The organism is Sandaracinus amylolyticus, from assembly GCF_000737325.1.
Lineage (GTDB): Bacteria > Myxococcota_A > Polyangia > Polyangiales > Sandaracinaceae > Sandaracinus > Sandaracinus amylolyticus.
Window position 1 is genome coordinate 8,093,230 of record NZ_CP011125.1, and the last position, 24,988, is coordinate 8,118,217.

Genomic DNA, 24,988 nt, shown 5'->3' on the forward strand with positions numbered 1-24,988 from the left:
ACGCTCAGTATCCCGCGAGCTCGCGGACCTCGATGCTCGCGCCGGGCGCGAACAGGATCGGACACGCGCGCGCGACCACCATCGCAGCGTCGTAGTCCGCGGCGGCCACGATCGAGTAGCCGGACACGATCTCCTTGGACTCGATGGTCGGTCCGTCCGTCACGACGCCGGACTTGATGCTGCGTCCGGTGGGCAGCAGGCCGTCGCCCACGTCGAGGATCGACGGGAACTTCTCCTTCCACTGGTGCCACTGTGCGAGCACCGCCTGCATCTCCTCGGGGGACGGCTGCTGCTCCTCGAGGGCCAGCGGGTTGCGGTAGATGAGCAGGAATTTCTTGGTCATCACGGGTCCTTTCGTTCGGGGCTCGTCGGCCCTTCCCCCGGATAGCGAACGACGATGCCCCGTTCCGACACCCGCACGATCTTTTTTTTCGCCCCCCTCGCTCACTCGCAGAGACCGCGGATCACGCCGTAGCCGCCGGGGATGAAGAAGTCGGTGCCCGGCCGCATGCCGAACGCGTCGCACACGGTCGCGACCAGGTCCGCGGAGCGCGGCGGGCGCATCGCGGACGCGCCGTCCTCCTCGGCGATCTCGACAGGGAGCCCGTCGGTCGACGGCAGCGCGTATCCGCCGATCTGGCGATTGCCCGCGATGCCGCCGCCCGAGAGCACCACGCTCGTCATCGAGTGGTGATCGTCGCCGAAGCTCCAGCCGTCCGCGGACTCCTGGCTCGGTCCGCGCGGCCAGGTGCGGCCGAACTCGCTCTGCACGACGACGAGCGTGTCGTCGTAGAGCGAGCGCCCCGCGCGATCCGGCGACGGCGTCGCCTGCAGCTCGCCCATCAGCTGAGCGATCATGTCGAGCTGTGCGCGCGTCGCGGCCACTGCGCTGTAGAGCGACGCGCCGTTGTGGAAGTCGTAGTAGCGCTCGGGGAGGCTCGCGTAGACCGCGCTCGTCACGTTGCTCTTCAGCAGACGCAGGATCCACTCGCAGCTCGCGCTCATGTCGATGCGCCCGTTCGCGAGGCCGAACGTGAAGTCGAAGTGGCCGAACGCGCGCAGGTGATCGGGCACCGCGTGGGTGACCGGCGTGACCGCCTCGACCGCGCTGACCACGTCGTTCGCGAGGGTGCGGCTCACCGCGACGTAGCTGCCGTGGATCTGCTCGAGCGTGCTCGCCGTCGCGCCGCGCGCCCGCGCACCGAGCCTTCGCGCGCGCTCGAGCGCCCACGCGTCGGGCCCGGTGAGCCCGATCTCGCCGTGCGTGCCGGTTCCGTCGAACGTCGCCACGTCGGTCGGTGTGCGCGCGTCGCAGTCGCGCCAGCGGCGGTGTCGATCCGCCTCCGACGAGAAGAGCTGCGCGAGCGACTGGATGCTCGGCACCACGGCGGGTGCGGCTTGCGCGGGCAGGCCCGGCGCGAGCGGCACACCGCTCGAGTTGATCGCGACGCACGGGATCGGCCGCGTCGACGCGAAGCGCGCGTGGAGGTGGTTCGCGACCGTCGAGAGCATCGCGGGCGCGCGATAGGACTCGCCCGCGACTCCGCACATCGCCGAGACGTACGCGGCCGAGTGCGCGAAGGTGCCTTGATCGATGCCGTGGATCACCGCGGTCGAGGGCCCGAGCCCGTAGTGGATCCAGCTGTATCCCATCGGGCTCGCGCGATATCCGTCGCGATCACCGGGGTCCGCGACGTTCCAGTTGCGGCCCATGCGCAGCGGCGCGAACCCGCCCGAGTCGCCGTCGAGGGTGACCATCTCGGAGGGCGTGAAGAAGATCGGCTCACCGCTCGCGCTCCCCGGCGGCGGGATCGTGCGCGTGATCTCGTCGTCGCTCATCGGCACGAAGATCGGATAGAAGCGCACGCCGCCCGGCAGGTAGAGCACGAGCAATCGAGTCGGGCCCTCGTCGGTCGTGCACGCGCGGGCGCGCGACGGCTCGAGGAACGAGAAGCGCTCGAGCAGCGCGAGCTGGGCGGCGCCGAGCGACGCGGCGAGCAGCGTGCGGCGGGACATCTTGGAGGTCATCGGATCTCCGATCAGAAGGTGACGAAGAGCGGATCGCGGATCAGCGCGGTGCAGACGTCGGTCCACGCGGCGCGCGGGCTCGTCGCCTCGGCGGGCGCGTAGACCTGCGTGAAGAGCGCGTCGATCTCCGCGGCGTCCGGCGGCGTGTGAAGGAATCGACGATAGAGGTGCTCGAGGTTGCGTCGCACGTCGGGCTCGGCCTCGGGCAGGCGCGCATCGCGCGTCGCGTGCACGAAGAACAGCGGCTCGCTGCGCTCGACCGCGAGCGAGCACGCGCCCTGCGCGAGCTGCGTCAGCGTGAGCAGCGACGAGGGCGACCACGCGCCCTCGGGCGGTCGCTGCTGGAGATAGCTCGGCCCGCCGAGCATCAGATAGACCTGCCGGCGCTGGCCGTCGTTGTAGTCGATGCCGCTCGGCGAGTCGGGCGAGAGCGGCGCCATCCCGTCGACGCGCAGCAGCGGCGGGACACCCGCGCTCGGCGCCTGCCCGAGCGCCACCTCGATCGCGTTGATCACCTCGTCGGCCGAGAGGCGGCGCGTGGCGACCGCCTCGCGATCCGGGCCGCTGCGCGAGGGATCGGGCGGCGGCAGCGACGTGATCCACGCGCGGATCGCGTCCATGCCGATCGCGGTCTCGCCGCGCGCGGCGAGCGTCGCGAAGTCGTCGCCCGCGAGCGGCATCTGCGGGTACGCGCCGGTGCCGCGGCCCTCGAGCATCGCGACGAGCGCGCTCGCCTCGGGATCGCCGGCGACGACGTAGCGCTCGTCGTACGCGAGCAGATCCTCGAACGCGACGACGCTCGCGAAGAACGGGCGCGACGCGCCCGCGCCGTGGCACCCCGCGCACGACGGAGAGAGCGCCTCGAACATCGCGGCGTTGCCCTCGCTCGGTCCGCAGGGGAGAGCCTCGGTCGTGGCGCGCGCGCCCTCGCCCGCGCAGCCGAGCACCAGAGTCATCATCACGAGGGTGCCAGTCGCGGACTGGCACGCTCGATTCCGGACTGCCGCGCTCACAGGCCCCTCCGCATCTCGGGCGACTCGAGGAGACGGCGGACCAGCGCGCGCACCGCGCGTCCATCCGCCGCGAACTGCCGCGCGAGCGCGTCGACGTAGCGACCCTCGCGCGCGGGATCGAGCGGCCGCCCCATCACGCGCTCGTAGATCCGCCGCACCGCGCAGCGATCGAATTCGCCCGACGAGACGAGCACCTTCGCGAACGCGAGCGGCCCCATCGTGCCGTCGGGGTGCTCGCCGAAGATCGTGTACTCGGGCGGGATCGTGTCGAGGAAGAGCGCGCCGGTGTTGCGCGCGAGATCCTCCTCGGTGATCGGCGTCATCGTCGTGCCGGGCAGCCAGTTCTGCGCCCAGCGATCGGCGCCCGCCGCGAACCAGCGCCCGTTCGGATAGCGGCGCGCCGGCACGTAGAGGTCTTGCGGCACCTCGAGGTCCGCGAGATCCGCGAGGCGCGGCAGCGGGACGTAAGTGCCCATGAAGATCCACCGCCGGAACGCCATCGCGACCGGATCCATCAGCGCGTGGCAGTGCATGCACTGACCGCTCGTCGCGAGGTCCTCGGACACCGGCGGGAAGTGCTGATCCGCGGGCGGAGGATCGAAGTCCCGACACGCGAAGATCTCGAGGAACCGCGCGGCGCGCGGGCGCTCTCGCGGGAACGTGGAATTCGTGCCCGCCATCGTGAGCACGCCCGCCGCGGGCAGGCCGGGCGCAGGGCCGGTCTCGGCGCGCGGATCCCAGCGCAGCGTGCGCGACGGATCGGCGCTGCGCGCGCGATCGGAGAGGGACAGCAGCTGCGGCGCGAGCTCTTCGACGACGAACTCGCGCCATGCCTCGGGATCGGCGGGCTCGGGGTGCAGCGGATCGCGCGGTCGATCGCCGACCTCCGCGCGGAACCACGTCGTGTCCGCGTCGAGCCGATCGGCCTCGATGCCGGTCTGCCGGCCGAAGCGCAGGTACCACGCGCGCACGCGGTTGTTGCCGACGCTGTAGTTGCCGAGGACGAGATCGGAGAGCGGACGGTCGTGCCACGCGAGGTGCGCGACGAGCCGCGCGGGCTCGTCCCACATGTCGCGCTTCTGCGAGCCCGGCAGCGGGTTCGGCACGAGGCCGGTGCCCGGGTAACACCACGCCGCGTGCGGGCCGCAGCCGCAGCCGCGCGCGTTCGCCATGTTGTAGTAGCCGGAGAGCGCGATCCCGCAGTCGTGGGTGACGCCCTCGGCGTCGACGACCTCGCGCGTCTCGAGCGCCGCGTCGCCGACGAGCACGACGCTCGTGCCCGGCGCCCACCACGGCTCGACCTCGCGGCGCGGCGCGTCCGCGACGTCGCACCACGCGGTGCCGCGATCCGAGCCGCTGTCGGGCACCATGATCCACGCGCCCGCATGCACCGTCTCCGCGCCGCAGCGACCGAGGTGCGTCGACATGTTCCCCCAGTAGCCGTCGCCCTGTGCGCCGGTGGAGAAGCTGCCGTTGCGCATCCAGTGGTGCCCGAGGTCGAGCATGCGCGTGTAGAAGTCGGGCGAGTCGAGGCCCTCGTCGATCGCGCGCGCGATCACCGCCTCGCGCTCGGCGTCGGTCGTCGCCGCGGCGAGCGCGTCCTGGTCCTCCGGCAGCGGCGGGCGGCCGTGCAGGACGAGGTGGATGCGGCGCAGCACGCGCTCGGGCGGGATCGGCTCTTCGTCGAGCGGCGGTGGGGTGCCCGCGTCGGCGACCGGGTCGCACGTCGCGCCGCCGTCGCGGGGCGTCGTGCCGGTCGGCGGCGCAGGCGGACCGCCGACCATGCCCGTGCACGAGGCGAGCAGGAGCGCGAGCGGGGCCGTCGATCGGAGGTGGATGCGCAGCACGTCGGGCCCGCTCAGCAACCGAGGTGCCACGCCGCGCGCAGTGCGATCCGCGAACGCGATGGTCGGATCGATCCGACAATCGCTGTCGGACACACCCCACACACACGGCGCGCGACCGCGCGCGCCTCGTCGTACTACGCTGACCCTCGATGTACGGCTCCAACGACTCGACCGAGCGCACCTCGCTCGGCGATGCGCTGCCGATCCGCTCGCTCCGTGTCGTGGTCATCGCAGGGCCCGAGCAGGGCGTCGCGGTGACGACCGAAGAAGAGTCGCTCCGCGTCGGCACCGCCGAGGGCAACGATCTCGTGCTCGCCGATCGCACGATCTCGCGCTTCCACCTCGAGGTCCGCCGCACCGGCGCCGCCGTCGAGGTGCGTGATCTCGGCTCGACGAACGGCACGCGCGTCGGCCGCGTGCGCCTCGTCGACACCGCGGTGGAGGTCGAGCTCCCGGTCGAGATCGTCGTCGGCGCGACCACGCTGCGCGTCGAGGACGGCGCGTTCGGGATGCGCGAGGCCCACGCGCAGATCCGCTGCGGGGATCTCTTCGGGGCGTCGCCACCGATGCGCAGCCTCTTCGCCTCGCTGACGAAGGTCGCGGCGCGCGCGACGCCGGTGCTCGTGCACGGCGAGTCGGGCACCGGCAAGGAGCTCGTCGCGCGCGCGATCCACGACGCGAGCCCGCGCCACCGCGGCCCCTTCGTGGTGCTCGACTGCGGCGCGATCAGCCCGGCGCTGCTCGCGAGCGAGCTCTTCGGGCACGAGAAGGGCGCGTTCACCGGCGCGGAGCGGCGGCACCTCGGCGTGTTCGAGCGCGCGCGCGGAGGCACGCTCTTCCTCGACGAGATCGGCGAGCTCCCGAGCGAGCTCCAGCCCGCGCTGCTCGGCGCGCTCGAGCGAGGGCGCATCCGGCGCGTGGGCGGCGCGGAAGAGATCGCGATCGACGTGCGCGTCGTCAGCGCGACGCACCGCGATCTGCGCGCCGAGGTGAACCGCAACACGTTCCGCCTCGATCTCTACTACCGGCTCGCGGTGGTGACGCTGCGCGTCCCGCCGCTGCGCGAGCGGCGCGACGACGTGCGGCTGCTCATCGAGCACTTCCTGCGCAGCGCGGGCGTGGAGACGAGCGCGGAGGAGCTCTTCGGCCGCGACACGCTCGCGCGCTTCGAGGCGCACGCGTGGCCGGGCAACGTGCGCGAGCTACGCAACGCGGTGGAGGCGTCGATCGCGCTCGGCGAACCTGCGATCGAGATCGACGAGGCGCCGGGTGTCGACGGCGGCGCGACGGGCGTCGATGCGCTGCTCGAGCTCTCGTACCGCGACGCGCGCGCGCGACTGCTCGCGGACTTCGAGCAGCGCTACGTGCGCGCGCTGCTCGAGCGCGCGGAGTGGAACGTCCGGCGCGCGGCGCGCCTCGCGAGCATGGATCGCAGCTACCTCATCGACCTGATGAAGAAGCACGGCCTGTCGTGAGTCACGGCAGCGCGCGCGCCGTCGCGCGATCGGGGCCGTTCGCGATGTGCCAGGTCCAGAGGCGCCCTGCGACGTCGAGCGCGCCGAGCTGATAGACGCCGGCGTCGACGAACGTGAACTCGCGCGCCGTCGAGAGCGCGACCGGCGAGGTCCGACCCGCGCACCACAGCTCGAGGTGCTCGTTCACCCAGCACACCGCGATCGAGGTCGAGAGGTACGTCACCGCGATCGACGTCACCCGGCCCTCGTCGGCGCGCGGAACGAGGCGCCCGCCGGCCGGCCCGGGCGCCCACGCGTCGGGCACCGTCTGCCCGCGACACTCGATGTCGCCGCTCGCGTAGGCCCAGCACGTGTGGAGGATCCCCGCGGCGATCGCGACGACGTCGGTGACGAGCGGCGCGTCGGTGAGCGCGGCGCGCAGCGCGCCGGGCACCGGGCTCCGGCCCCAGCTGTAGAGCCCACCGTCACCGTCGAGCGCGAGCGCGTACTGCGCGTCGACCTGCAGCGCGACGAGCTCGGGCATCGCGCCGGTGAGGCGCACCGGCTGATCGGGCGGCGGTGTGTCGTCGTACTCGTAGTCGCCCCAGAAGAACGCAGCGCCGGCCGCGTTCACGCCGTAGCGAACACGATCGCCGACCGCGATGGTGCGCCACGCGAGCGGCGGCTCGTCGGGCACCACGCGCACCGGATCGATCGACGCGGGCGCAGCGCGCATCACCTCGGTGCCGGGCTCGAGGCACGTGCTCGGCGGGCTGTCGACGCCCGCGCCGGCGAGCCCCGCGCCCCAGCACCAACCGCTTCCGTCGACCAGCACCGCGCACGTGCCGGCGGTGCCCGCGCTGATCGCGCGTGCCGGCATCGGCAGCGTCACGAGCAGCGGCTCGTCCGTCTCGCACGCGCCCTCGGGGGGACGCACACCGAGCTGCCCCGCGCGATCCGATCCCCAGCAGTACACGCGGCCTTCGTGATCACGCGCACACGAGTGCGCCGAGCCCAGCGCGATCTCGGCCATCGGGTGCTCGACGCCACACCGCCCCGCGACGCAGAAGGGCGTGTCACTCGAGCAGCGCCGGCACACGCGGCCCGCGCTTCCGCACGCGTCCGCGGTGTCACCCACTTCGCACCCTTCGGCCGACAAACATCCGCCGCAGCACGCGCCGCCCGCGCACATCCCCGACGCGCACGGGGTCCCGTCCTCCGCGCCCTCGCACTCCGACACTGGTGCGTCCATCGGCACGTGCGCGTCGAGCGCTTGCATCGGCGCGTCGAACCCCGCGTCGCCCGGGCGGAAGTCGCGATCGAACCTGTACGTGCACGCCGCGACGCACAGCGAAGCAGCGAGCGCCAACGCAATGCGCCGCGCGACGGCCGCGTGTACCATCGGCGCGATGGTAGCCGATGCGCGCGAGGCGCCCGAGCGCGACGGCGCGCATCGCGTGTCGCGCGTGTATGCGCCCGGCGAGCAGATCGATCGGTACGAGGTGCTCGGCTTGCTCGGCCGCGGCGGCATGGCCGTGGTGTACGCGGTGCGGCGCCGCGGCGTCGGGCGCTTCGAGCGGACGCTCGCGCTCAAGATGATGCTCCCGCACCTCACCGAGGACGAGTCGTACCTCTCGATGTTCCTCGACGAGATCCGGATCGTCTCGCGCATCGAGCATCCGAACGTCGTGCAGGTCCTCGACGTGGGCGAGCACGACGGCTCGCCGTTCATGGTGATGGAGCTCCTGCGCGGCCGGACGCTCGCGGCATGCCTCGCGCGGCGCCCTCCGCCCGCGCTGATCGCGGCGTGGATCGCGCAGGTCGCAGAGGGCCTGCACGCCGCGCACGAGGTGCGCGACTCCGACGGGACGTGGCTGCGCGTCGTGCACCGCGACGTCAGCGCGGCGAACGTGCACGTCGCGCTCGACGGGCGCGCGCGCGTGCTCGACTTCGGCATCGCGGGCGCGGTGGGACGGCTCACCACGACGCGCCACGGCGAGCTCAAGGGGCGGATCGCGATGATGGCGCCCGAGGCGATCACACGGAGCGCGGAGATCGATCGCCGCGCCGACGTGTGGGCGCTCGGCGTGCTCGCGTGGGAGTCGTTCACCGGCGAGCGTCTCTTCCGCGGCGACAGCGACGCGGAGACGATGTGGCGCGTGCTCCACGCGCCGATCCCGCCGCTCGGCGAGAGCGCGCCCGAGCCGCTGCGCGACGTGATCGCAGCGTGCCTGGTGCGCGAGCACGGCGCGCGGCTCGCGACGGCTGCGGACGTGGCGGACCCGTTCCGCGCGTACGCCGAGCGCGAGGGCGCGACCGAGCTCGCGCTCGCCGCGTGGGTCGAAGAGACGTTCGGCGCCGAGCTCCAGGGCGCGACGCCCTCCGCGCCGCGAAGACGCGCGCGCCGCGCGGACGAGCGCTCCGACGAAGTCACGGCGACGCCGACCGTGCACGAGCCCGGCGCGAGCGACGAGCCCAGCATCGCGGTGGAGATCGGCACGCCGGTCGCGCGCTCCGCGAGGCCGCGCGCGCTGCGCATCGCCGCGATCGCGCTGTCGCTGCTGGGCGCAGCCGCCGTGGCGTGGGCGCTCGCGGGCGCGCCGAGCGAGGGCTCGACCGCCGAGGCGAGCGAGCCGACGGTCACCCCGAGCGAGCCCGCTCTTGTTCCTCCTTCTCCTCCGTCGCCGGTCGTGCCCGCGCCTGCCGCCGCGGAAGCACCGGTCGTCGTCGATCCCGCGCCGGTCGAGGTCGCGCCCGCGGAGGAGCGCGCTGCCCCGCGCCGCGCGTCGTCGCGCCGTATCTCGCGCGAGCGCAGCGCGCCGGAGACCGAGCGCGCCGCCACGCCCGCGCGCTTCGAAGGACGTCTCCTCGACAGCCCCTACCCCGGTGGAGGCTGATCGATGACGCTCGCTCGCGCCCTGCTCCTCGTGCTCGCCGTCCTCGCGAGCCCCGCGCTCGCGCGCGCCCAGGACGCCGCCGCGAGCGCGCCGGTCGAGGACGCGGCGCGCGCGTTCGCGCGAGGTCGCGAGGCGTTCGACGCGCAGCGCTTCGACGAGGCGCTCGAGGCGTTCCGCCGCGCGTACACGCTCGCTCCGCACGACCGGGTGCGCTTCAACGTCGCGGTCGTGCTCGAGGAGCTCGGCCGCTTCCGCGAGGCGGCCGTCGAGTTCGACGCCGTCGCCGCCAGCCATCAGCTCGACGACGACATCCGCGCCCGCGCCGCCGCATCGGCGCAGGCCGCGCGCGCGCGCCTGGCGACGCTCGAGATCCGCAGCGCGCACGGCGTGCTCGACGTCGAGGTCGACGGCGCCGCCGCGTGCGCGACGCCCTGCGAGATCGAGATCGATCCCGGCGATCACACGATCTCCTATCGCGTCGACGAGCGCGCGGAGGAGCGCCGGGTGCACGCGGTCTCGGGCGCGCGCCTCGCGATCGTGCTGGAGCTCGAGCGGGTCGCCCCTTCGGTCGTCGAGCCCTCGCGAGGGCCGCTCGTCGACCTCGGTGTGCTCGGCGGCATCGGCATCGGCGCCGCGGTCGTCGGCGCGGCGGGGACGATCGGCTTCGGGCTGCGCGCCACCGATCTGCACGATCAGTGGCAGCGCGGCGGGTGCGCCGCGATCTCGTGCGACGAAGGCGACGTGATGACCGCGATGACCAACGTGTCGATCGCAGTCCTGCTCTCGGGCCTCGTCGCGCTCGCGGTCGATCTCGCGTTCGTCGACGACTGATCAGCGCCGCCGCGATCGCGCAGGCGGCGCCTGCTTCGTGGGCTCGAGGCGACCCGTCGCGGCGAGGCGCACGATGCGTCGGAAGCGCGGACACTCCATGTGGCTCGGCGCGGAGCACGCGGCCGCGTGGCGCAGCCCGTCACGCAGCGCGGTGAGCCGCGCGATCGTCTGGTCCAGCTCGTCGGCCTTCGCCCGCAGCATCGCGCGCTCGATGCGCGGCGCGCCGTCCGACGCGAACATCCGAGCGATCTCGTCGAGCGAGAACCCCGCGACACGACCGAGCGCGATCAGCGCCAGTCGCTCCAGCACACCCGGGTCGAATTGCCGACGTGCCCCGCGCCGCCGAGTGGGCTCGATGAGCCCCTTTTCCTCGTAGAACCGCAGCGTCGAGGCGGGCACGCCGGAGCGCCGCGCGACCTCCGAGATGTCGAGATCGTCCGTCACCGCTTGACCTCAAGTCGACTTGAGCTCGCAGACTGCTGCCCATGACCACCATGCGCAATCAGGATCAGGCTGCCCTCTGGAACGACGCGAGCGGCAAGACGTGGGCGGAGATGCAGGACGTGCTCGATCGCATGCTCGCCCCGTTCGAGCCGCTCCTCGTCGACGCCGCGTTCCCCGGCGAAGGAAAGCGCGTGCTCGACGTCGGCTGCGGCGCGGGCGCGACGACGCTCGCGATGGCGAAGCGGCTCGGGCCTCGCGGTCACTGTCTCGGCGTCGACATCTCCGCGCCGCTGATCGCGGCCGCCGAAGCACGCGCGATCGCGCCCGCGGTGTTCCTCCGCGCCGACGCCCAGACCCACGAGTTCACACCGCACGACTTCGACGCGGTGATCTCGCGCTTCGGCGTCATGTTCTTCGACGATCCCGTCGCCGCGTTCACGAACATCCGGCGGGCGGCGCGACCGCACGCGTCGCTCACGTTCGTCGCGTGGAGGAGCCCCGCGGAGAACTCGTTCTTCACGCTCGCGGCGCGCGCCGCGGCGCCGTTCGTCCCGCTGCGCGCGCCCGATCCCGACGCGCCCGGCCAGTTCGCGTTCGCCGACGGAGCGCGGATCCGTCGCATCCTCGACGCGAGCGGATGGACGAGCGTCGACGTGCGCGCGGTCGACGTGCCCACGCATATCGAGGAGCACGATCTGATCGCCTACGTGACGAAGCTCGGCCCGGTGGGGCTCGCGCTGCGCGACGCCGACGAGACGACGCGCACGCGCACGACCGAAGCGCTGCGCGCGGCGTACGCTCCGTCGCTGCGAGATGGCGCTGCGCGGTTCAGCGCGGCGAGCTGGCTCGTCACCGCGCGCGCGTCGTAGCGCGTGCACCGCGGCATCGGCGCTCACGCCGGGGCCGCGGCCTCGGTCGTGAGCACGATCTTCCCTCGGCGATGCGGCTTGCCGGCGAGCATCTCGTGCGCGGCGCGCGCCTCGGCGAGCGGGAGCACCTCGCCCACCCGGACGACGAGCTCGCCGCGGTCGATCCGCTCGGCGAGCCGCGAGAGCGTCTCGCGGCTCACCTTCACGATGAAGTAGAGCGCGCGCACGCCTCGCGCGGCGGCGCGCGCGGCGTCGGGCTGCGAGGCCGCGGACACCACGATGCCGCCCTGCTTCACGATCTCGAGCGAGCGCGCGAGCGTTTCGCCGCCCACCGTGTCGAGCACGACGTCCACGTCGCGGGCGCGGTCCTCGAAGCGCGTCGTCTTCGGATCGATCACCTCGCGCGCGCCGAGCCGGAGCACCTCGTCGAGATCGCGCGCATGCGCCGTCGCGACGACGTGCGCGCCGGCGCGCGACGCGAGCTGTACGATGATCGCGCCGAGGCTCCCGGCGCCGCCGTGCACCAGCACGCGCTGGCCGGGCGCGACGCGCGCGTGCTCGAACACCATCTCCCACGCCGTCACGCCGACGACCGGCACTGCCGCGGCCTCGACGTGGCTCATGCGCGTCGGCTTCGGCGCGAGCATCGAAGCGCGCGCGATCGCGTGCTCCGCGTACCCGCCGGTGAAGAGACCGTTGGTCGCGCCATACACCTCGTCGCCCGGCGCGAGGTCCTTCACGTCGGGCCCGACGCGCTCGACCACGCCCGAGATGTCCGAGCCCGGCGTGAGCGGCACCTTCTGCCCGAGCACGCTCGTCCCGCTGCGTACGTATGCGTCCCACGGACCCACGCCTGCCGCGGCGACGCGCACCAGGACCTCGCCCTCGCCGGGCGTCGGGACCGGGACCTCTTCGAGCGCCATCTCCTCGATGCCGCCGAACCGATGCACTCGGATCGCTCGCATGCGCACGCCGGTAGCAGGCGCCGTGCGTGAACCGCTCGGTGCGAGCGCGCGCTCGCGGGAAGCTCGGCCCCTCGGTCGCGTACCACCCCACCATGAGCCGCATGGACTACGACGAAGAGGGGCACAGCATCGTCCTCGCGGACGGCGCCGAGCTCCTCGTCTACGACGGAGCGAGCGAGGCGCCGCGCTGGCGCGTCGACGTGGGCGCGCCGCTCGTCGGCGTCGGCTCGAACGCGATCGCGATCGTCAGCCTCGACGCGAACGGCGTCTTCGGCACGTGGTCGCACGAGACCGCGACCCAGGTGCGCTCGGTCGCGCTCGGCGTCTCCGCGACCGCGCTCGCGCACGACTTCGACGGACGCTGCGCCGCGGTGCATCCCGGCGGCGTGATCTCGCTCGTCGGTGGCGAGCCGCGCGCGATCGACGTGCCAGGCGCGACCGCTGCGGCGTTCGCGAGCGACGACACGCTCCTCGTCGGCACCCGCGACGGCGCGCTCCATCGCTTCGACGCGCAGGGCGCGCCGGCGGGGACGTCGCGCGTGCCCGGGCCGGTGCACGCGATCGCGTGGAACGCCGGTGGGTTCTTCCTCGTCGCGAACGGCGGATCGCTGCATCGCCTCGACGGGCTCGACGTCTCGCACGTCACGAACGCGCCGGATCGCGCGCCCATCCGCGATGTCGCGTGCTCCCCGCGCGGCGATCGCGTCGCGCTGCAGGCCGGTGACGGGCTCGCGGTCGTGCTCGCGTATCCATCGCGCGAGACCCTCGGTCACGCGGAGTACGGCGACCGCACCATCTCGGGCCTCGCGTTCGGTCCGGGCGCATGGCTCGGCGTCGGCCTCGACCGCGGCGACGCGAACAAATTCGACATGTCGACCGGCGCGGTCCACCGCACCGAGCCGCACCCCGGTCGCCCGCGCAATCGCTGGCTGCTGATGTCGGCGTTCGGTCCGCCGCGGAACGCGCCCGCGACTTCGCGCGCGCCGGCGCCGGAGCGGCGTGCGGGGCCCGATCCCGCGCGGCGCGCCGTGCTCGTCGACTTCGTGCGCGAGCAGCTCGGCGCGCAGCCGCGCTGGGTGCGCATGTGGTCGGTGATCTCGCTCGTGTTGTGCCTCTTCGTGCTCGGCATCCTCGCGAGCGTGTTCTTCAGCGGCGCGGCCCGGATGGACGACATCGGCCTGCCGCTCGCGTTCGCCGGCGGGCTCGTGCTGCTGAGCCTCGGAGGCATCGGGTGCGCGCAGCTCGAGCTCGGCGGCATCGACGACCACCCGCTGATCGTCGCGCTGCGGAAGGACCCGCCGCCGGTCGCGCGGCTCTACCCGACGACGATCATCCGCCGGGGCATGCAGAGCCCTGCGCTGAGCTTCGTCCTCGAGAGCCGAGGCGAGACCTGGATCGAGATGGACGACGCCACCCGCGCCGAGTTCGAGGCCTGGCTCGGGTGAGCGTCCGCGGGCACCGCCGCTCTCGACGCTCAGCCCATCCACGTGCACGCGGCCGCGAGCGCATCGCGCGCACCGCGCTCGACCGGCGTGCCGTGCCCGACGACCATGCGGTCGAACGAGCGCGCGAGCAGCGCGTCGACGCTCCGCCTCGCCGCCGATCGATCCGAGAACGCGGCGAGCCGGATCACGCGGCTCAGCGCGACGCGATCGTAGAACCCCATCGTCTTCGCGTAGAAGCGCGTCCAGCGATCCTCGGGCCGCCCGACGTTGTGCACGAGGTCCGTGACGACCAGCGTCCCGGTCGGCCGATGCACGAGCGCGCTCTCCTCGAGTCGGAAGCCGTCGATCCGCAGCTCGTCGAGCGTGTCGTGGAACGCGGCATCACCGCTCGCGCCGTGCACGCGCCCGACGCGCAGCTCGGGCCGCTTGCGCGCGAGCCCCGGCGGCCCGTGCACGCACGCCGTGGGATACGCCGCGGCCCACTCGCCGAGCCACAGGTGATGGTACGTGTTGGGCGCGTAGAGGTGCGCGACGCGCCCCAGCGCTTCGACCGCCGCGCGACGCTCGGGCGTCGCGGGGATTGGCGAGTGGACGAGCACGCTCCCGTCGCGGAGCGCGAGCACCGTCATCGTCGTCGTCAGCCGCATCCCGACGATGCGCACCGGCTCGGTGGCGACCCAGACACCCTCGGCGACCTCGGTGAGCACGCGTTCGATCATCCGCGCGAGGTAGGTCCGGTGCAGCGCGCGGTCGAGTCACCGCCCGCGAGCGACGCACGTCGCGCGCTCGGGCCGCGTGGGGCTATGTCGGAACAGTGGCCGCGCGCGACCGGGATCGTGGCTCGATCGAGAGCGGCTCCGCGCCGCTCGCGGAGATCGAGCGGCGCGTCCTGAGCTGCGCGCGGCTTCTCCTCGTCACGCTCTGGGCGCCGATCCTCACGCTCGGCTCGGTGCAGGCCTGGCTCGGCGGCACGCTCTCGATCTGGGCGGTGCTCGGCACGACGCTGAGCTACGCGGTCGCGCTGACGCTCTTCGTCCTGCGTCGGGCCCCGGTGCGGCTCCAGGCCACGCTGTTCTGCGCCGGAGGCACGCTCGTGAGCTGGTGCAGCCTGCTGCACGCCGGCCCGCTGCTCGGGGTCGGCCTCGCGATGGCGGCCACGCGTACCTCGTGGACGATCTTCTTCGGTCGTCGCGGCCTCGTCGCGAGCGTCGCCGCGATGCTCGTCGTCTTCGCGCTGACCGCGTGGGCAAGCCTCGAAGGCATCTCGGACATCGCGGAGCGCTCCCCGTCGGCGCCGCGCACCGCCGGCGTGTGGCTCCGGCTCTGGCTCGCGATGGCGGCCGGGCTCGCGTTCGTCGGCACGCTCGTGCACATCGTGCTCGAGGGCCACCGCACGATGGTGCAGCGTGCGCTCGCGAGCGAGCAGCGGATCAAGGAACAGAGCGCCGAGCTCGCGCGCACGCTCGACGCCGAGACGCACGCTCGTCGCGCCGCCGAGGACGCCACCCGCGTGCGCGACGAGTTCCTCACGCTCGCCTCGCACGAGCTCCGCACGCCGCTCACGTCGCTCAAGCTCGGCACGCAGGTGCTCCGTCGCACGAGCGACGGCCCCCACGTCGAGCGCATGGACCGACAGATCCGACGGCTCGAGCGGCTCGTCGCGTCGCTCCTCGACACGACGCAGCTCGCGTCGGCGAGCGTCCCGCTCGAGCGCGCCGACGTCGATCTCGCGGCGCTCGTGACCGAGGTGGTCGCGAAGCTGGACGCCGAGCGCGCGAGGTCGGGCTCGGTCGTGACGGTCCACGCCGCAGGGCCGGTGATCGGGCGGTGGGATCGACTCGGCCTCGATCAGGTGCTGACGAGCTTGCTCGAGAACGCGATCAAGTTCGGCGCGGGGCGCCCCATCGACGTCGACGTCGAGCCTGACGGCGACGCGGCGCGGATCGAGGTGCGCGACCGCGGGATCGGCATGAGCCCCGAGGTCCTCGAGCACGCGTTCGAGCGCTTCTACCGCGGGGTCTCGTGGACGAAGTACGGCGGGCTCGGCCTCGGCCTCTACGTGGCGCACCAGATCGTCGCGACGCACGGAGGCACGCTGACCGCGTCGAGCGAGACGGGCGTGGGCACGGCGCTCACGATCGTGCTTCCGACGTGCATTCCCCCCGCCCCACGCCGAGAGAGCGCGCGAGCCGACGTCGGCGTTCTCAGTCCGCGCGTCGCACGCTGACACGTGCTTCGCTCGGTCGCGCCTCGATCACACGCACGATCCACTCGCCGAGCGCGCAGTCGTCGCCCACCGCGCACAGCGACGACGCGACCACCTCGTCGCCGCGCTCGATCTCGATCTGCGCGAGACCGCGTCCCGCTCCATCGCTCTCGATCATCTCGCCCCACCCGCGATAACCGATGAGCACGTCGCCCACGCGCGCGCGGCCGCGCACCCGCAGCGTGATGTCCGACCCGTCGCCGGCGTCGACGATCTGCGCGTGCGGATTGCGCAGCTCGACGCGCGTCGTCGCGCAGCCGTGCGCATCGAGCGCCGAGGTCGTCCACGCGAGCACGTGATGATCCGCGTCGAGCATCTGCTCGTGCGCGTGCTCGGGCTGCACGTCGATCATCTGCTCGATGCGCACGTCGCCGCGCTCGCCGATCATCTCGAGCAGCCACACCGCGCCCTCCCCGCGCACCGAGCGCGCGTGGAAGCGCCACCCGTCGTCGCCCTCGAGCAGGTCGCCGCAGCCGAGCTCGACGCGCTCTCCCCACACGAGCGCGCGCGCCACGAGCGGTGCATGCACGCGCGACACGCGCGCGCGATCGTCGTCGACCGCGTCGAGCGTCCAGACCCACTCGCCGATGCGTCGATATCCAGGGCTCCGCAGATCGATCTCGCGCCCGTCGGCGCCCGAGAGACGCGCACCGAACGGCCCCCCGACCGTCTCCGCCGGCGACCACCCCGTCAACGAGAGCGTCTCGCCATCGACTTCGATGCTGTCACCGATCGCGATCTCGAATCGCTGCACCTGCGGCACGACCTGCGGAGTCTGCGTCGACGCAGGCCCGGCGGACACGGCCCCTCCGCCACAGCCCACAACGCACATCGTCAGCATCAACACGCCTGCACGGCTCGTCACGCGGGGATGGTCGCACACGTCCGGAGCTCTGCTCGACTGGGCTCGGCGCGCGTCGTCCGCGTCACGCAAGCGCATCGGCATGGTGCGGCGACGCCGAGATCGGAACGAGACGCAGACGCTCGATGTCGTTCGGCGACGTTCGTCTCGGCAATCGATGCTGTGAAGCACGGGAGCTCGACCCCGGCGCGTCCTGCGCCGATGCGCTCACTCGAGGGGCCCTATGTGATCGAGCCATGGACGCGACGTTCACGCTCGTCTACATCGCGCTCTGTCTCGCGGTGCCCGCCGTCACGTTCGGGCTCTGCACGCCCAGAGGCTCCTCCACGAGTGAGATACCGTGACGCCGTGCAAGCTCGAAGTGCAGCGTCAGGCTGCCGCGAGCTTCGGCACGAACGGGGTGCGCGTGCGCGCCACGCTCATGATGGCGCCGAGGAGCTTGCGCATCGCGGCGATGATCGCGAGCTTCTTCGGTTTGCCGGCGGCGACCAGGCGCGCGTAGAAAGCCTTCAGCCACGGGTTGTGGGTCACGGCGCGCAACGTCGGCATCCAGAGCTTGGCGCGCAGGTCGGCGTCGCCCATCGCGCAGGCGTGGCCTCGCAGCGGCTGGCGTTTGCCCGAGTGGTTCACGAGCGGAGCGACGCCGACGTACGCCGCGAGCGCGGCGGCGCTCTTGAAGCCGTCGAAGTCGATCGAGGCGATCATGCGCGCCGCAGTGTTGTCTCCGATGCCGTCGATGGTCGTCAGCAGCTTGCCGACCTCATGCCGATCCAGGCTCTGGCTGATGTCTTCGTCGAGCTTCCTGATGCGCGCCCGGAGCGTCGCGATGTCCTCGCACGCGTAGCGGATCTGCAGCTCGTAGGGCGTGCCCTGGTGCCGGCCCACGCTGGTCTTGGCGGCCTCGCAGAGCGCCTTTGCGAGTTCGAGACCGATGACGTGGCGCCCGTCGTACTTCAGCTCGGCCAGGACCTTCGGGTCAGCTGCTCGGAACTTCTCGGCGGTCGGGCACACGACGAGCAGCGTAGTGGCCTTGGCCGATGCCACGTCGCGCACGTGGTCGGTGAGCTCCGGGAAGCTCAGGTCCAGCGCGCGATGGACCTGTCGCGCGCGGTCACCGAGGTCCTGCACCAGCCGGTCGCGCAGACGCATCAGCTCCCGCAGCTCGAGCGTCGCTGCATCGGGCATCGGCGTCGCGGCAGGCCGCTTCTGCTGCGCGAACCGCGCGATGCCGAGCGCATCCAGCGCGTCCGTCTTCGCGCGGCGCAGGTCCTCGGCCGCGAACCGCGACGTGCGCGTCGGGTTCAGCAGCGCGATCTGGAAGCCCGCCGCGTGGAGGAACGCGAACAGGTTCTGCCAGTAGTGCCCGGTCGCCTCCATCGCGACGAATGCGTCTGCCGCCTCACCGAGCATCGAGCGCAGTCGCTCGTAGCCCGATGCGTCCTCGGAGAACGGTATTGGCTTGCGCAGCGGCTTGCCCGTCTCGTCCACGATTGCGACGACGTGCTTCTCCGAACCGATGTCGATCCCGACGAATCTCATGTTCCTCTCGACCGTGATCGCGTGCCCGGGAGCCTCGGAGCCGAGCTTCGTGCCCATGCTTGTCCATGCGAGGACGGTGGACGAGCCACGCCTCTGGATACCGTTCGAGCAAAGAAACTCGGTCGAGGGCGCCAATCTCACTCACGGGGACGTTGCCCCAAGCGATGCCCGGCGACCCTCTCCCGAAACCGCGTGGCGGCCTGCTATCACGAACCAGCCGCCGATGACTGGGGTAGATACAAGCGCCTCGCCCGCTCAGCGCATGCCTTCGTAGGCCGACGCGATGTCGTCGTCGCGATGACCGCGCTCGACCGCGCGCTGGATCACGCGATGGAACGCCTGCGGCAGCCCGGCGTCGATGCCGTGCGCTTCGCTGATCGCGAGGAGGTGACGCACCGACGCCAGACCGGGCGCGAGCGCCGACTGCGTCGTCGCGTCCGCGGCCCAGCGCCGCCCCTCGATGCGCTCGAGCGCCGAGGAGAGCAGCGGCTCGACCACCGGCCACGAACCTCGGAGCGCTCCGCGGAACGTCGCGAGCGAGAAGCGCTCCGCCTCGCAGATCGCCGCCCCGTGCAGCACACCGTGCACCGCGCCCCAGAGCACCACGAGGATCGCGTTGTCGAGCACGTTCGCATGCCCGATCTCGCGACCGAGATAGAGCCCGTTGTCCGCGAGCGCGCGCAGCGTCGCCTGGTGCGCCTCGAAGAGCTCCGTCGGCCCCGAGTACAGGATCGTGCAGCCCGGCTGACCGATGAAGTCGGGCGTCGCCATGATCGCGCCGTCGAGGTAACGAATGCCGTGCTCCTCCGCCCACGCGCCCGCGCGCTGCGCCTCGGCGGGCGTCCCCGACGCGAGCTCGAGCAGCGTCGTGCCGCGCAGCGCGCGCTGCACCTCGGCGTCGCGCAGCAGCGCCGCGCTCGTGTCGTAGTCGCTCACGATGTCGATCACGAGATCGGCGTCGACCGCATCGACGAGCGAGCGCGCGGTCCGCGCGCCCGCGGGCTCGAGGGCTCGTGCCTTCGACTCCGTCCGATTCCACACCGTCACCGCGTGCCCCGCCTTCGCGAGCGCGCGCACCAGCGCGGCGCCCATGCGCCCCGCGCCCAGGATCGAAACTCTCGCCATGTTCGTTCTCCTCTCGTGCACGGATCGCTACCGCTGCAGGCGCGACGGGTCGCGCACGATCCGCTGCGCGCGTGAGCACGATCGGATGTCACTCGGCGGCTCTGCGCCCTATGGTCGGTTCATGACGACGAACCCGAGGCTCCCGTGTCGCTGACCGCGCTCTCCCCGAGGGTCGAGCCACGCCTCGAGCTCCGCCAGCTCGCGCCCGGCACCGTGCGCTTCGGGGCGATCGCCGATCACTGCCTCAGCATCCACGCGAGCGCGCCCGCGCGCGTCTCGTGTCATCGCGTCGCGACACGCGCAGTCGTCGTGCGCGGCGAGATCAGCCTCGTCCCGATCGGCGGCTTCGACGAGTGCGTGCAGGACGATCCGAGCTCCGTGATCGATCTCTACCTGCCGCCTTCGTTGATCCGTCTCGCCGCGGAGGACCTCGGGCTCGATCCGGATCGCGCCGCGCTCGAGCCGCGCTTCTGCTTCCGCGACCCGCGTGTCGAGCACATCGTGTGGGCGCTCGAGGCGGAGCATCGCGCGGCCGCGCGATCCACCACGCTCTATCGCGAGAGCCTCGGCCTCGCGCTCGCGGTGCACCTCCTCGCGAGCTATCGCGCGCCGATCACGCCGCGCCGAGCGACCGGCCTCTCCGCGCGTCAGCTCGCGCGCGTCACCGAGTGGATCGAGGCGCACCTCGACGGCGATCTCTCGCTCGTGCGGCTCGCGAAGGTCGCGGGCGTGAGCGCGTCGCACTTCCGCGTCCTCTTCAAGCGCTCCACGTCGATCCCGGTGCACGAGTACGTCATCCGCCGGCGCGTCGAGCGCGCGCGCACGCTGCTGCAGCGCGGCGAGCTGGGCACGAGCCAGATCGCGCTCGAGACCGGCTTCGCGCACCAGAGCCACATGGCGCGCTGCATGCGCCGCGTGCTCGGCGTGACTCCGTCGCAGATCAAGCGCGCGCGCTGAAGGTCCGCGCGCGCTCAGCGCGTGTGCTCGAGCAGCCACGCATACACGTCGTGGCCCGCCGAGCCGTCGTAGGTGCGAGTCCACGAGTCGTGGCGCACGCCGGGATAGATCACCATGTCCGCGTCGGGCACGGGATCGCACATCGTCATCAGGTTCGTGATCGGCGTGCGCGTCCCCGCGACGTTCACCGTCGGATCGTCGTCGCCGTGGAACGCCCAGATCGGAACGCGCCCGAGGTCGCACATCGCGCGGCTCCACGCGCCGCGTCCGTCGCCAGCGATGAGCACTGCGGCCGCGACGCCCTGCGTGTCGGTGTGCGCAGCGAGGTAGTTCCATCCGCCGATCGCGCCGCACGAGAGCCCGGTGAGATAGATGCGCGACGGATCGACGTCGTACGCGCGCTTCGCGTAGTCGAAGAGCGCCTGGATCTCGGCGGTCGTGTGGCAGTCGGTGTCGGGCCGCGCGAAGTGCTGCGGCGAGAGCACGATGAACGGACGCTCGAGGTCCCACGCGTTGCGCCCGATGAGCCGTGGGATGCCGTTGCGCGCGACGTTCGCGAGCTCTCCGTCACCATCGCCGTTCTCTCCGATGCCGTGCAAGAACACGAGCAGCGGATACCGCGCGCCGTCGCCGTAGCCGGGCGGCGTGTACTCGAGATAGCCCTGCGTGACGCACTCGCTCGAGCCGCGCCGCCGCTCGATCTGGCGACACGAGCTCGTCGTGCAGTCCGCGGGGATCTCCACGTCGATGTGGCAGGGATCGGGCGGCCCGGCGTCACTGCCGGAGTCGTGCGTGAGTGACGCGTCGGTGCCCGAGTCGTCCTCGCGCGAAGCATCGAGCTCGCCGCCCGAGTCTGTGCGCGCGGCGTCGACGACCTGCGCGTCGCGCTCGGAGTCTTCGCTCGGATCGCCACACCCGCCGAGAGCGAGCGCGACCGAGACCACGGTGAAGAGCGTTCGCATGAGGGGGAGCGTACCGCGAGTGGCGAGGTGGTCTCACCTGGGCGTCGAGCGGCACCGTCGACCGCCGCGTCGGCGCGGAGAACAATCGCCTCTTCCCTCTCGACCGACGCTACCACCACGACCGCATGGTCGAGACGTGGAACGACACGAACGTCATCGACAGTCACCATCACCGAGAGCGCGCGCATCGACACCCGAGCCGGCGCCAACATCACGAGCGACGCGCGTGTACTCGGGTCCGTTGCAGCGATCGCGTGGGCGCGGCTCGGTCGATGAGCTCGAGCGAGCGCTCGAGCACGCCGAGCGCGCGGTCGCGCTCGCCCCCGAGAAGCCGTCGTTTGCGCTCGAAGTGCGCGCGCGCGCATTCTGGCCAGCCCGCGCGCAGCCGCGTCCGACATGCTCGAGCGTGCCGCGCGTGCAAGGCACCGCTGCCACCTGCGATCGCTGTCGCCGGCTCGACCGATACCGGACGGGCGTCGATGGTCCCGAGTGCGCCTGCGTCGTTGGCGCCCCAGCAAACGACGGATCCGTCAGGCAGGAGCGCGCAAGACTGCTCCGGTCTGACCGCCACCGCGACCGTGCTGCTCACGCCCGTAACCGCTGCCGCTACCGTGCGCGACGCCGTCGTGGCATCGCCGACCCGCACGCTCGGGGCATGCCCAGCAAGCATGGTCGCGAGCTCCCTGGCGCAGTTCTCCTCCGATACCGACTCGACGACGAGTGGGTGATCGCCGCTCCGAAGCGCCGTCCGTCGTATTCGACTTGGTCGCAGTGGACAGTCGCGCGGCAGGTGTTGCTGCTCGCCGTCCGCGCGCGATGCGAGACGCGCTCGTCAGCGTCGCTCCGGTTCGCGATCGGTTCCGGTTCTTCGTGATCGAGGTCCGCGAGACCGCCGAGCGCGTCGAGCTCGTGCGTCGCTGGGGTCGCGTCGGGACCGAAGGACGATGCGAAGTGTTCCGGTTCGCGACGCTCGGATGGGGCTCACGCTGCTCGCGGCGCGCTGCTCGAGCGGCGGTCCAGACACCGCTCGTCATGGCCGACCGCGAGGTCTTCGAAGAGGCGCGCCGGGAGGTTGGGGCCGATCGCGCAGCTCGCGGACGCGATTCGCGACAGCTCGCGTTGCTCTGAGCCGTCTCGCTGCGGTGTGCAACGACGGCGGCGGCGCCGCTTCGACAGTCTGGGCGCCGAGGTCGATCGGATGCACGCCGCGCCCGCTGCCCGAGTCGTTTGCGTGCTGGCGCATTCCGAGGGTCTGCTCTCGTGATGGAGGGCGCAGTGACGATCGGGAGCTGGCTCCGATGCGGAGCCGCTCGTGCGCTGTATGCTCCTTGGGTAAGCTCTGCGCGTGCGCGCCCTCGCACTCGTCACGGCGATGGTGGCCGCCGCTCTCGCGCCGGCTGGCGCCGAGGCGCAGCTCGTCGTCGCGCTCGGCGCGGCTGGCGCGGTGGCCGAGCTCGACGACGAGGACCGCGCCGAGCTCGAGTTGATTCGCGCGAAAGAGGACACGTCGGTGGCCTTCTACGTGAGCGGGGCGGTGTTCGCGTCAGGCGGTGTTCCTGCCGTGATCTGGGGCGCCGTGACGTATGCGGACGACGGGGACGTGTGGGGCGTGATCGCGCTCTCGATTGGAACGGTCGCCTGCGTGGCGGCAGTCGCGTACTTCGCGGTCGCGCTCGGATACGACTTCGGCGCTGACGGTCAGCGGCATCGCTGGCTGCGGGAGAGCGGGCTCGTCGTCGACGTCGCGCTCCACGATGGCGGTGGTGGGCTCACGCTCGCGGGGACGTTCTGAGCGGCCGCGCGTCGAGCGCGCTTCTCGTCGCTGCGCTCGCGCTCGGCTGCGGGGCGCGGCACCGCTACGACCACGGCGTCGTCGCCCGTCGGGCCGAGAGCACGGGCGCGCTCTTCGTCCAAGTGGTCGATGCGCGAGACGGCGGCCGCGCGCTCCCGGCGCCCGGCTCCGCCGCCCAGCGGGAGCTTGCGGAGGTGCGTGAAGCGGTCGCTCATCACGCCCAAGCGCTCGGGATCGGACGGCTCGGTGCGCGCGCGCCCGAGCACGCGGAGGAGGTCGACGCGCTCCTCGGGGCGGCCGCCGACGAAGGCGCCCGCGAGGTCGTCTTCGTGCGCTACCACGTCGCGCGCGTGCACCTGAGCGCGTCGCTATCGATCTTCGAGCTCCTCTCGATCGACCCGCGCTCGCGCGAGCTCCTATTCGGAGCGTCCGCGACGTCGACGCACCGCCAGGACCCCTGGCCCTTCGACGATCAGCGCGCGATCCTCCACCACACCATGCGCAGCGCGCTGGACGCGCTCTTCCGCGACCTGCTCGCGTCGCGCGCGGAGGGCCATCGGCGTCGCACGCGCGTCGACGACGTGGCTCGCTACGTCGTCGATCGTCCTCTCGCGCGCATCGACCGCGGTCGCGTCGTGGGCACGCGATGGTCGCTCGAGCACGTCGAAGGTTGGGAGCTGACGGGCCAACTCGGGTCCGCCATCGCCGGTATCCGCGCGCCCGACGGCGCTGCGATCTCGGTCGTGCTCGAGCCGACGTTCCAACGTCCCCGCGAGTACGCGGAGTCGAACCTGGCGACGCTTCGCGAAGTCGCCGCGGTGACGGGGCATCGCGAGTGCTCGGTCGACGGCCGCCCCGCGCTCGAGATCGAGACGCGATTCCACAACGGAACGACGACGATCCAACGCATCACGAGCGAGGGCGGGTTGGGCATCGTGATCTCGTGCGTCGGGACCGAGACGACGCTCGACGCACACCGCGCCGAGTGCGCGCGCGTACTCGATTCGGTGCGGCTCTCGACCGGCGAGTGACGTGAGCGACGGAAGACGATCGCGCCCGCCTTCCAAATCTCGGTGCTAACTAGCGCGGAGGTCTCGACGCCCCGCGTCCCGTCGCCGAGCTGCGGTCTGAATAGTCGGCCTCGACCAGCGATCCGAATTAGGACGGATCCTCGGCTCAGTCGCGTACGATAAGACCCATTTGTCGGGCGCAAGCCGGCCGCCGGGCATGTCGATTCATCCGGCCGACAACCTCTTCTTATCGGACGCGCCCGTCGCCTGTACCCACGGCCCGAGCATCGACTGCGCAGCGCACGCGGCGCAGCGTCAGCATCGGCGAATGTTGTAGGCACCCAGCGCGCCCTCGGAACGAGGTCCGAAGGACTGCGGCGACACGAGCGTCTGACCCCGGGCCGCGAGCGCCTGACGGGTGACAGCTCCACTCCGATCCGCGAGCTGCGCCCGGCGAACACGACGGTGGTGCGCGTGCGCTCGACACGCGCAGCTCGCGCCGCGCGACTCCCCCCTACGGCCGGGCGGATCCGCAGCCGGATCCGCAACCTCGCGGATCCCACAGCTTGCCCAAGCTCTCGATCCGTAATCTTGCGGATCCCACAGCTTGCCCAAGCTCGCGATCCGTAATCTTACGGATCCCACAGCTTGCCCAAGCTCGCGATCCGCAGTCTTACGGATC

At 72.3% G+C, this 24,988-nt stretch carries 22 protein-coding genes; 10 read left to right on the forward strand and 12 right to left on the reverse strand.

Translation table 11 applies throughout. The annotated features are described in order from the left end of the window. Positions 1-4: 4 nt before the first annotated feature. The 4 genes from DB32_RS34120 to DB32_RS34135 all read right to left on the reverse strand — a co-directional run bounded on the left by DB32_RS34120 (position 5) and on the right by DB32_RS34135 (position 4,918). The gene (locus DB32_RS34120; RefSeq protein WP_053236844.1) at positions 5-343 is read right to left on the reverse strand and encodes a YciI family protein; all 339 of its coding nucleotides are present in this window, start codon (positions 341-343) and stop codon (positions 5-7) included. Between the two features lie 101 nt (positions 344-444). Next, entirely contained in the window at positions 445-2,028 is a 1,584-nt protein-coding gene (locus tag DB32_RS48725; protein WP_053236845.1) for a DUF1501 domain-containing protein, read from the reverse strand. A gap of 11 nt (positions 2,029-2,039) precedes the next feature. Then, a complete protein-coding gene (locus tag DB32_RS48730; protein WP_053236846.1) occupies positions 2,040-2,987 on the reverse strand; it encodes a hypothetical protein in 948 nt (315 codons plus the stop codon). Between the two features lie 50 nt (positions 2,988-3,037). Continuing rightward, on the reverse strand, positions 3,038-4,918 hold the full coding sequence (locus DB32_RS34135; protein WP_240481283.1) for a hypothetical protein: 1,881 nt from the start codon (positions 4,916-4,918) through the stop codon (positions 3,038-3,040). Positions 4,919-5,037: 119 nt separating this feature from the next. Between DB32_RS34135 and DB32_RS34140 the strand changes: the two genes are divergently transcribed. Further along, positions 5,038-6,363 (forward strand): sigma 54-interacting transcriptional regulator, encoded by a 1,326-nt coding sequence (locus tag DB32_RS34140; protein WP_083458137.1) that lies wholly within the window; start codon positions 5,038-5,040, stop codon positions 6,361-6,363. A 1-nt stretch (position 6,364) separates the two neighbouring features. Here the strand turns inward: DB32_RS34140 and DB32_RS47460 are convergent, their stop codons facing one another. After that, entirely contained in the window at positions 6,365-7,744 is a 1,380-nt protein-coding gene (locus tag DB32_RS47460; RefSeq protein WP_169791648.1) for an RCC1 domain-containing protein, read from the reverse strand. A gap of 7 nt (positions 7,745-7,751) precedes the next feature. Between DB32_RS47460 and DB32_RS47465 the strand changes: the two genes are divergently transcribed. After that, a complete protein-coding gene (locus DB32_RS47465) occupies positions 7,752-9,239 on the forward strand; it encodes a serine/threonine-protein kinase (protein WP_169791649.1) in 1,488 nt (495 codons plus the stop codon). 3 nt (positions 9,240-9,242) lie between these two features. Beyond that, positions 9,243-10,070 carry a tetratricopeptide repeat protein gene (locus DB32_RS34155; protein ID WP_053236850.1) on the forward strand — a complete coding sequence of 276 codons (828 nt, stop codon included), beginning with the start codon at positions 9,243-9,245 and terminating at the stop codon, positions 10,068-10,070. Here DB32_RS34155 and DB32_RS34160 read toward each other — a convergent pair whose 3' ends face one another. Continuing rightward, entirely contained in the window at positions 10,071-10,514 is a 444-nt protein-coding gene (locus DB32_RS34160) for a helix-turn-helix domain-containing protein (RefSeq protein WP_053236851.1), read from the reverse strand. Positions 10,515-10,549: 35 nt separating this feature from the next. Between DB32_RS34160 and DB32_RS34165 the strand changes: the two genes are divergently transcribed. Then, complete coding sequence (locus DB32_RS34165; RefSeq protein WP_420820944.1) at positions 10,550-11,383, forward strand: class I SAM-dependent methyltransferase; 834 nt, start codon at positions 10,550-10,552, stop codon at positions 11,381-11,383. A gap of 23 nt (positions 11,384-11,406) precedes the next feature. Here the strand turns inward: DB32_RS34165 and DB32_RS34170 are convergent, their stop codons facing one another. After that, positions 11,407-12,348, reverse strand: a complete 942-nt coding sequence (locus DB32_RS34170; protein ID WP_053239050.1) for an NADP-dependent oxidoreductase — start codon at positions 12,346-12,348, stop codon at positions 11,407-11,409. Positions 12,349-12,440: 92 nt separating this feature from the next. On the opposite strand from DB32_RS34170, the gene DB32_RS34175 reads away from it, so the two are divergent. After that, entirely contained in the window at positions 12,441-13,793 is a 1,353-nt protein-coding gene (locus DB32_RS34175; protein ID WP_157069720.1) for a WD40 repeat domain-containing protein, read from the forward strand. Between the two features lie 29 nt (positions 13,794-13,822). Here DB32_RS34175 and DB32_RS34180 read toward each other — a convergent pair whose 3' ends face one another. Then, positions 13,823-14,512 (reverse strand): DUF4336 domain-containing protein, encoded by a 690-nt coding sequence (locus DB32_RS34180; protein ID WP_053236854.1) that lies wholly within the window; start codon positions 14,510-14,512, stop codon positions 13,823-13,825. Between the two features lie 95 nt (positions 14,513-14,607). On the opposite strand from DB32_RS34180, the gene DB32_RS34185 reads away from it, so the two are divergent. Then, positions 14,608-16,020, forward strand: coding sequence for a sensor histidine kinase (locus DB32_RS34185; protein ID WP_053236855.1), 1,413 nt, complete (start codon positions 14,608-14,610; stop codon positions 16,018-16,020). Here DB32_RS34185 and DB32_RS34190 read toward each other — a convergent pair. The 3 genes from DB32_RS34190 to DB32_RS34200 all read right to left on the reverse strand — a co-directional run bounded on the left by DB32_RS34190 (position 15,998) and on the right by DB32_RS34200 (position 19,585). Beyond that, a complete protein-coding gene (locus DB32_RS34190) occupies positions 15,998-16,924 on the reverse strand; it encodes a hypothetical protein (RefSeq protein ID WP_157069721.1) in 927 nt (308 codons plus the stop codon). The genes DB32_RS34185 and DB32_RS34190 overlap by 23 nt on opposite strands. A 366-nt stretch (positions 16,925-17,290) precedes the next feature. Then, the gene (locus DB32_RS34195; protein WP_053236857.1) at positions 17,291-18,517 is read right to left on the reverse strand and encodes an IS110 family RNA-guided transposase; all 1,227 of its coding nucleotides are present in this window, start codon (positions 18,515-18,517) and stop codon (positions 17,291-17,293) included. A 198-nt stretch (positions 18,518-18,715) separates the two neighbouring features. Beyond that, the gene (locus DB32_RS34200; protein ID WP_075097693.1) at positions 18,716-19,585 is read right to left on the reverse strand and encodes an NAD(P)-dependent oxidoreductase; all 870 of its coding nucleotides are present in this window, start codon (positions 19,583-19,585) and stop codon (positions 18,716-18,718) included. 144 nt (positions 19,586-19,729) lie between these two features. Between DB32_RS34200 and DB32_RS34205 the strand changes: the two genes are divergently transcribed. Further along, positions 19,730-20,542, forward strand: a complete 813-nt coding sequence (locus DB32_RS34205) for an AraC family transcriptional regulator (protein WP_053236859.1) — start codon at positions 19,730-19,732, stop codon at positions 20,540-20,542. Between the two features lie 14 nt (positions 20,543-20,556). Here the strand turns inward: DB32_RS34205 and DB32_RS47470 are convergent, their stop codons facing one another. Further along, positions 20,557-21,504 (reverse strand): carboxylesterase family protein, encoded by a 948-nt coding sequence (locus DB32_RS47470; protein ID WP_157069722.1) that lies wholly within the window; start codon positions 21,502-21,504, stop codon positions 20,557-20,559. 816 nt (positions 21,505-22,320) lie between these two features. Here DB32_RS47470 and DB32_RS50320 point away from each other — a divergent pair. The 3 genes from DB32_RS50320 (at position 22,321) to DB32_RS34230 (ending at position 24,327) form a co-directional block, all read left to right on the forward strand. Then, a complete protein-coding gene (locus DB32_RS50320; RefSeq protein WP_053236861.1) occupies positions 22,321-22,632 on the forward strand; it encodes a WGR domain-containing protein in 312 nt (103 codons plus the stop codon). Positions 22,633-22,849: 217 nt separating this feature from the next. Next, positions 22,850-23,296: a hypothetical protein gene (locus DB32_RS34225; RefSeq protein ID WP_053236862.1), complete on the forward strand. Its 447-nt coding sequence runs from the start codon at positions 22,850-22,852 to the stop codon at positions 23,294-23,296. 194 nt (positions 23,297-23,490) lie between these two features. After that, positions 23,491-24,327 carry a hypothetical protein gene (locus tag DB32_RS34230; RefSeq protein WP_157069723.1) on the forward strand — a complete coding sequence of 279 codons (837 nt, stop codon included), beginning with the start codon at positions 23,491-23,493 and terminating at the stop codon, positions 24,325-24,327. Positions 24,328-24,988 lie beyond the last annotated feature (661 nt).

Coding starts and splice junctions, on each gene's coding strand:
- DB32_RS34180 (WP_053236854.1), bottom strand. CDS start 14,512: ATGATCGAACGCGTGCTCACCGAGGTCGCCGAGGGTGTCTGGGTCGCC.
- DB32_RS34120 (WP_053236844.1), bottom strand. CDS start 343: ATGACCAAGAAATTCCTGCTCATCTACCGCAACCCGCTGGCCCTCGAG.
- DB32_RS34155 (WP_053236850.1), top strand. CDS start 9,243: ATGACGCTCGCTCGCGCCCTGCTCCTCGTGCTCGCCGTCCTCGCGAGC.
- DB32_RS48725 (WP_053236845.1), bottom strand. CDS start 2,028: ATGACCTCCAAGATGTCCCGCCGCACGCTGCTCGCCGCGTCGCTCGGC.
- DB32_RS34170 (WP_053239050.1), bottom strand. CDS start 12,348: ATGCGAGCGATCCGAGTGCATCGGTTCGGCGGCATCGAGGAGATGGCG.
- DB32_RS34175 (WP_157069720.1), top strand. CDS start 12,441: ATGAGCCGCATGGACTACGACGAAGAGGGGCACAGCATCGTCCTCGCG.
- DB32_RS34140 (WP_083458137.1), top strand. CDS start 5,038: ATGTACGGCTCCAACGACTCGACCGAGCGCACCTCGCTCGGCGATGCG.
- DB32_RS47460 (WP_169791648.1), bottom strand. CDS start 7,744: ATGGTACACGCGGCCGTCGCGCGGCGCATTGCGTTGGCGCTCGCTGCT.
- DB32_RS50320 (WP_053236861.1), top strand. CDS start 22,321: ATGCGAGACGCGCTCGTCAGCGTCGCTCCGGTTCGCGATCGGTTCCGG.
- DB32_RS47465 (WP_169791649.1), top strand. CDS start 7,752: ATGGTAGCCGATGCGCGCGAGGCGCCCGAGCGCGACGGCGCGCATCGC.
- DB32_RS47470 (WP_157069722.1), bottom strand. CDS start 21,504: ATGCGAACGCTCTTCACCGTGGTCTCGGTCGCGCTCGCTCTCGGCGGG.
- DB32_RS34195 (WP_053236857.1), bottom strand. CDS start 18,517: ATGGGCACGAAGCTCGGCTCCGAGGCTCCCGGGCACGCGATCACGGTC.
- DB32_RS48730 (WP_053236846.1), bottom strand. CDS start 2,987: ATGATGACTCTGGTGCTCGGCTGCGCGGGCGAGGGCGCGCGCGCCACG.
- DB32_RS34200 (WP_075097693.1), bottom strand. CDS start 19,585: ATGGCGAGAGTTTCGATCCTGGGCGCGGGGCGCATGGGCGCCGCGCTG.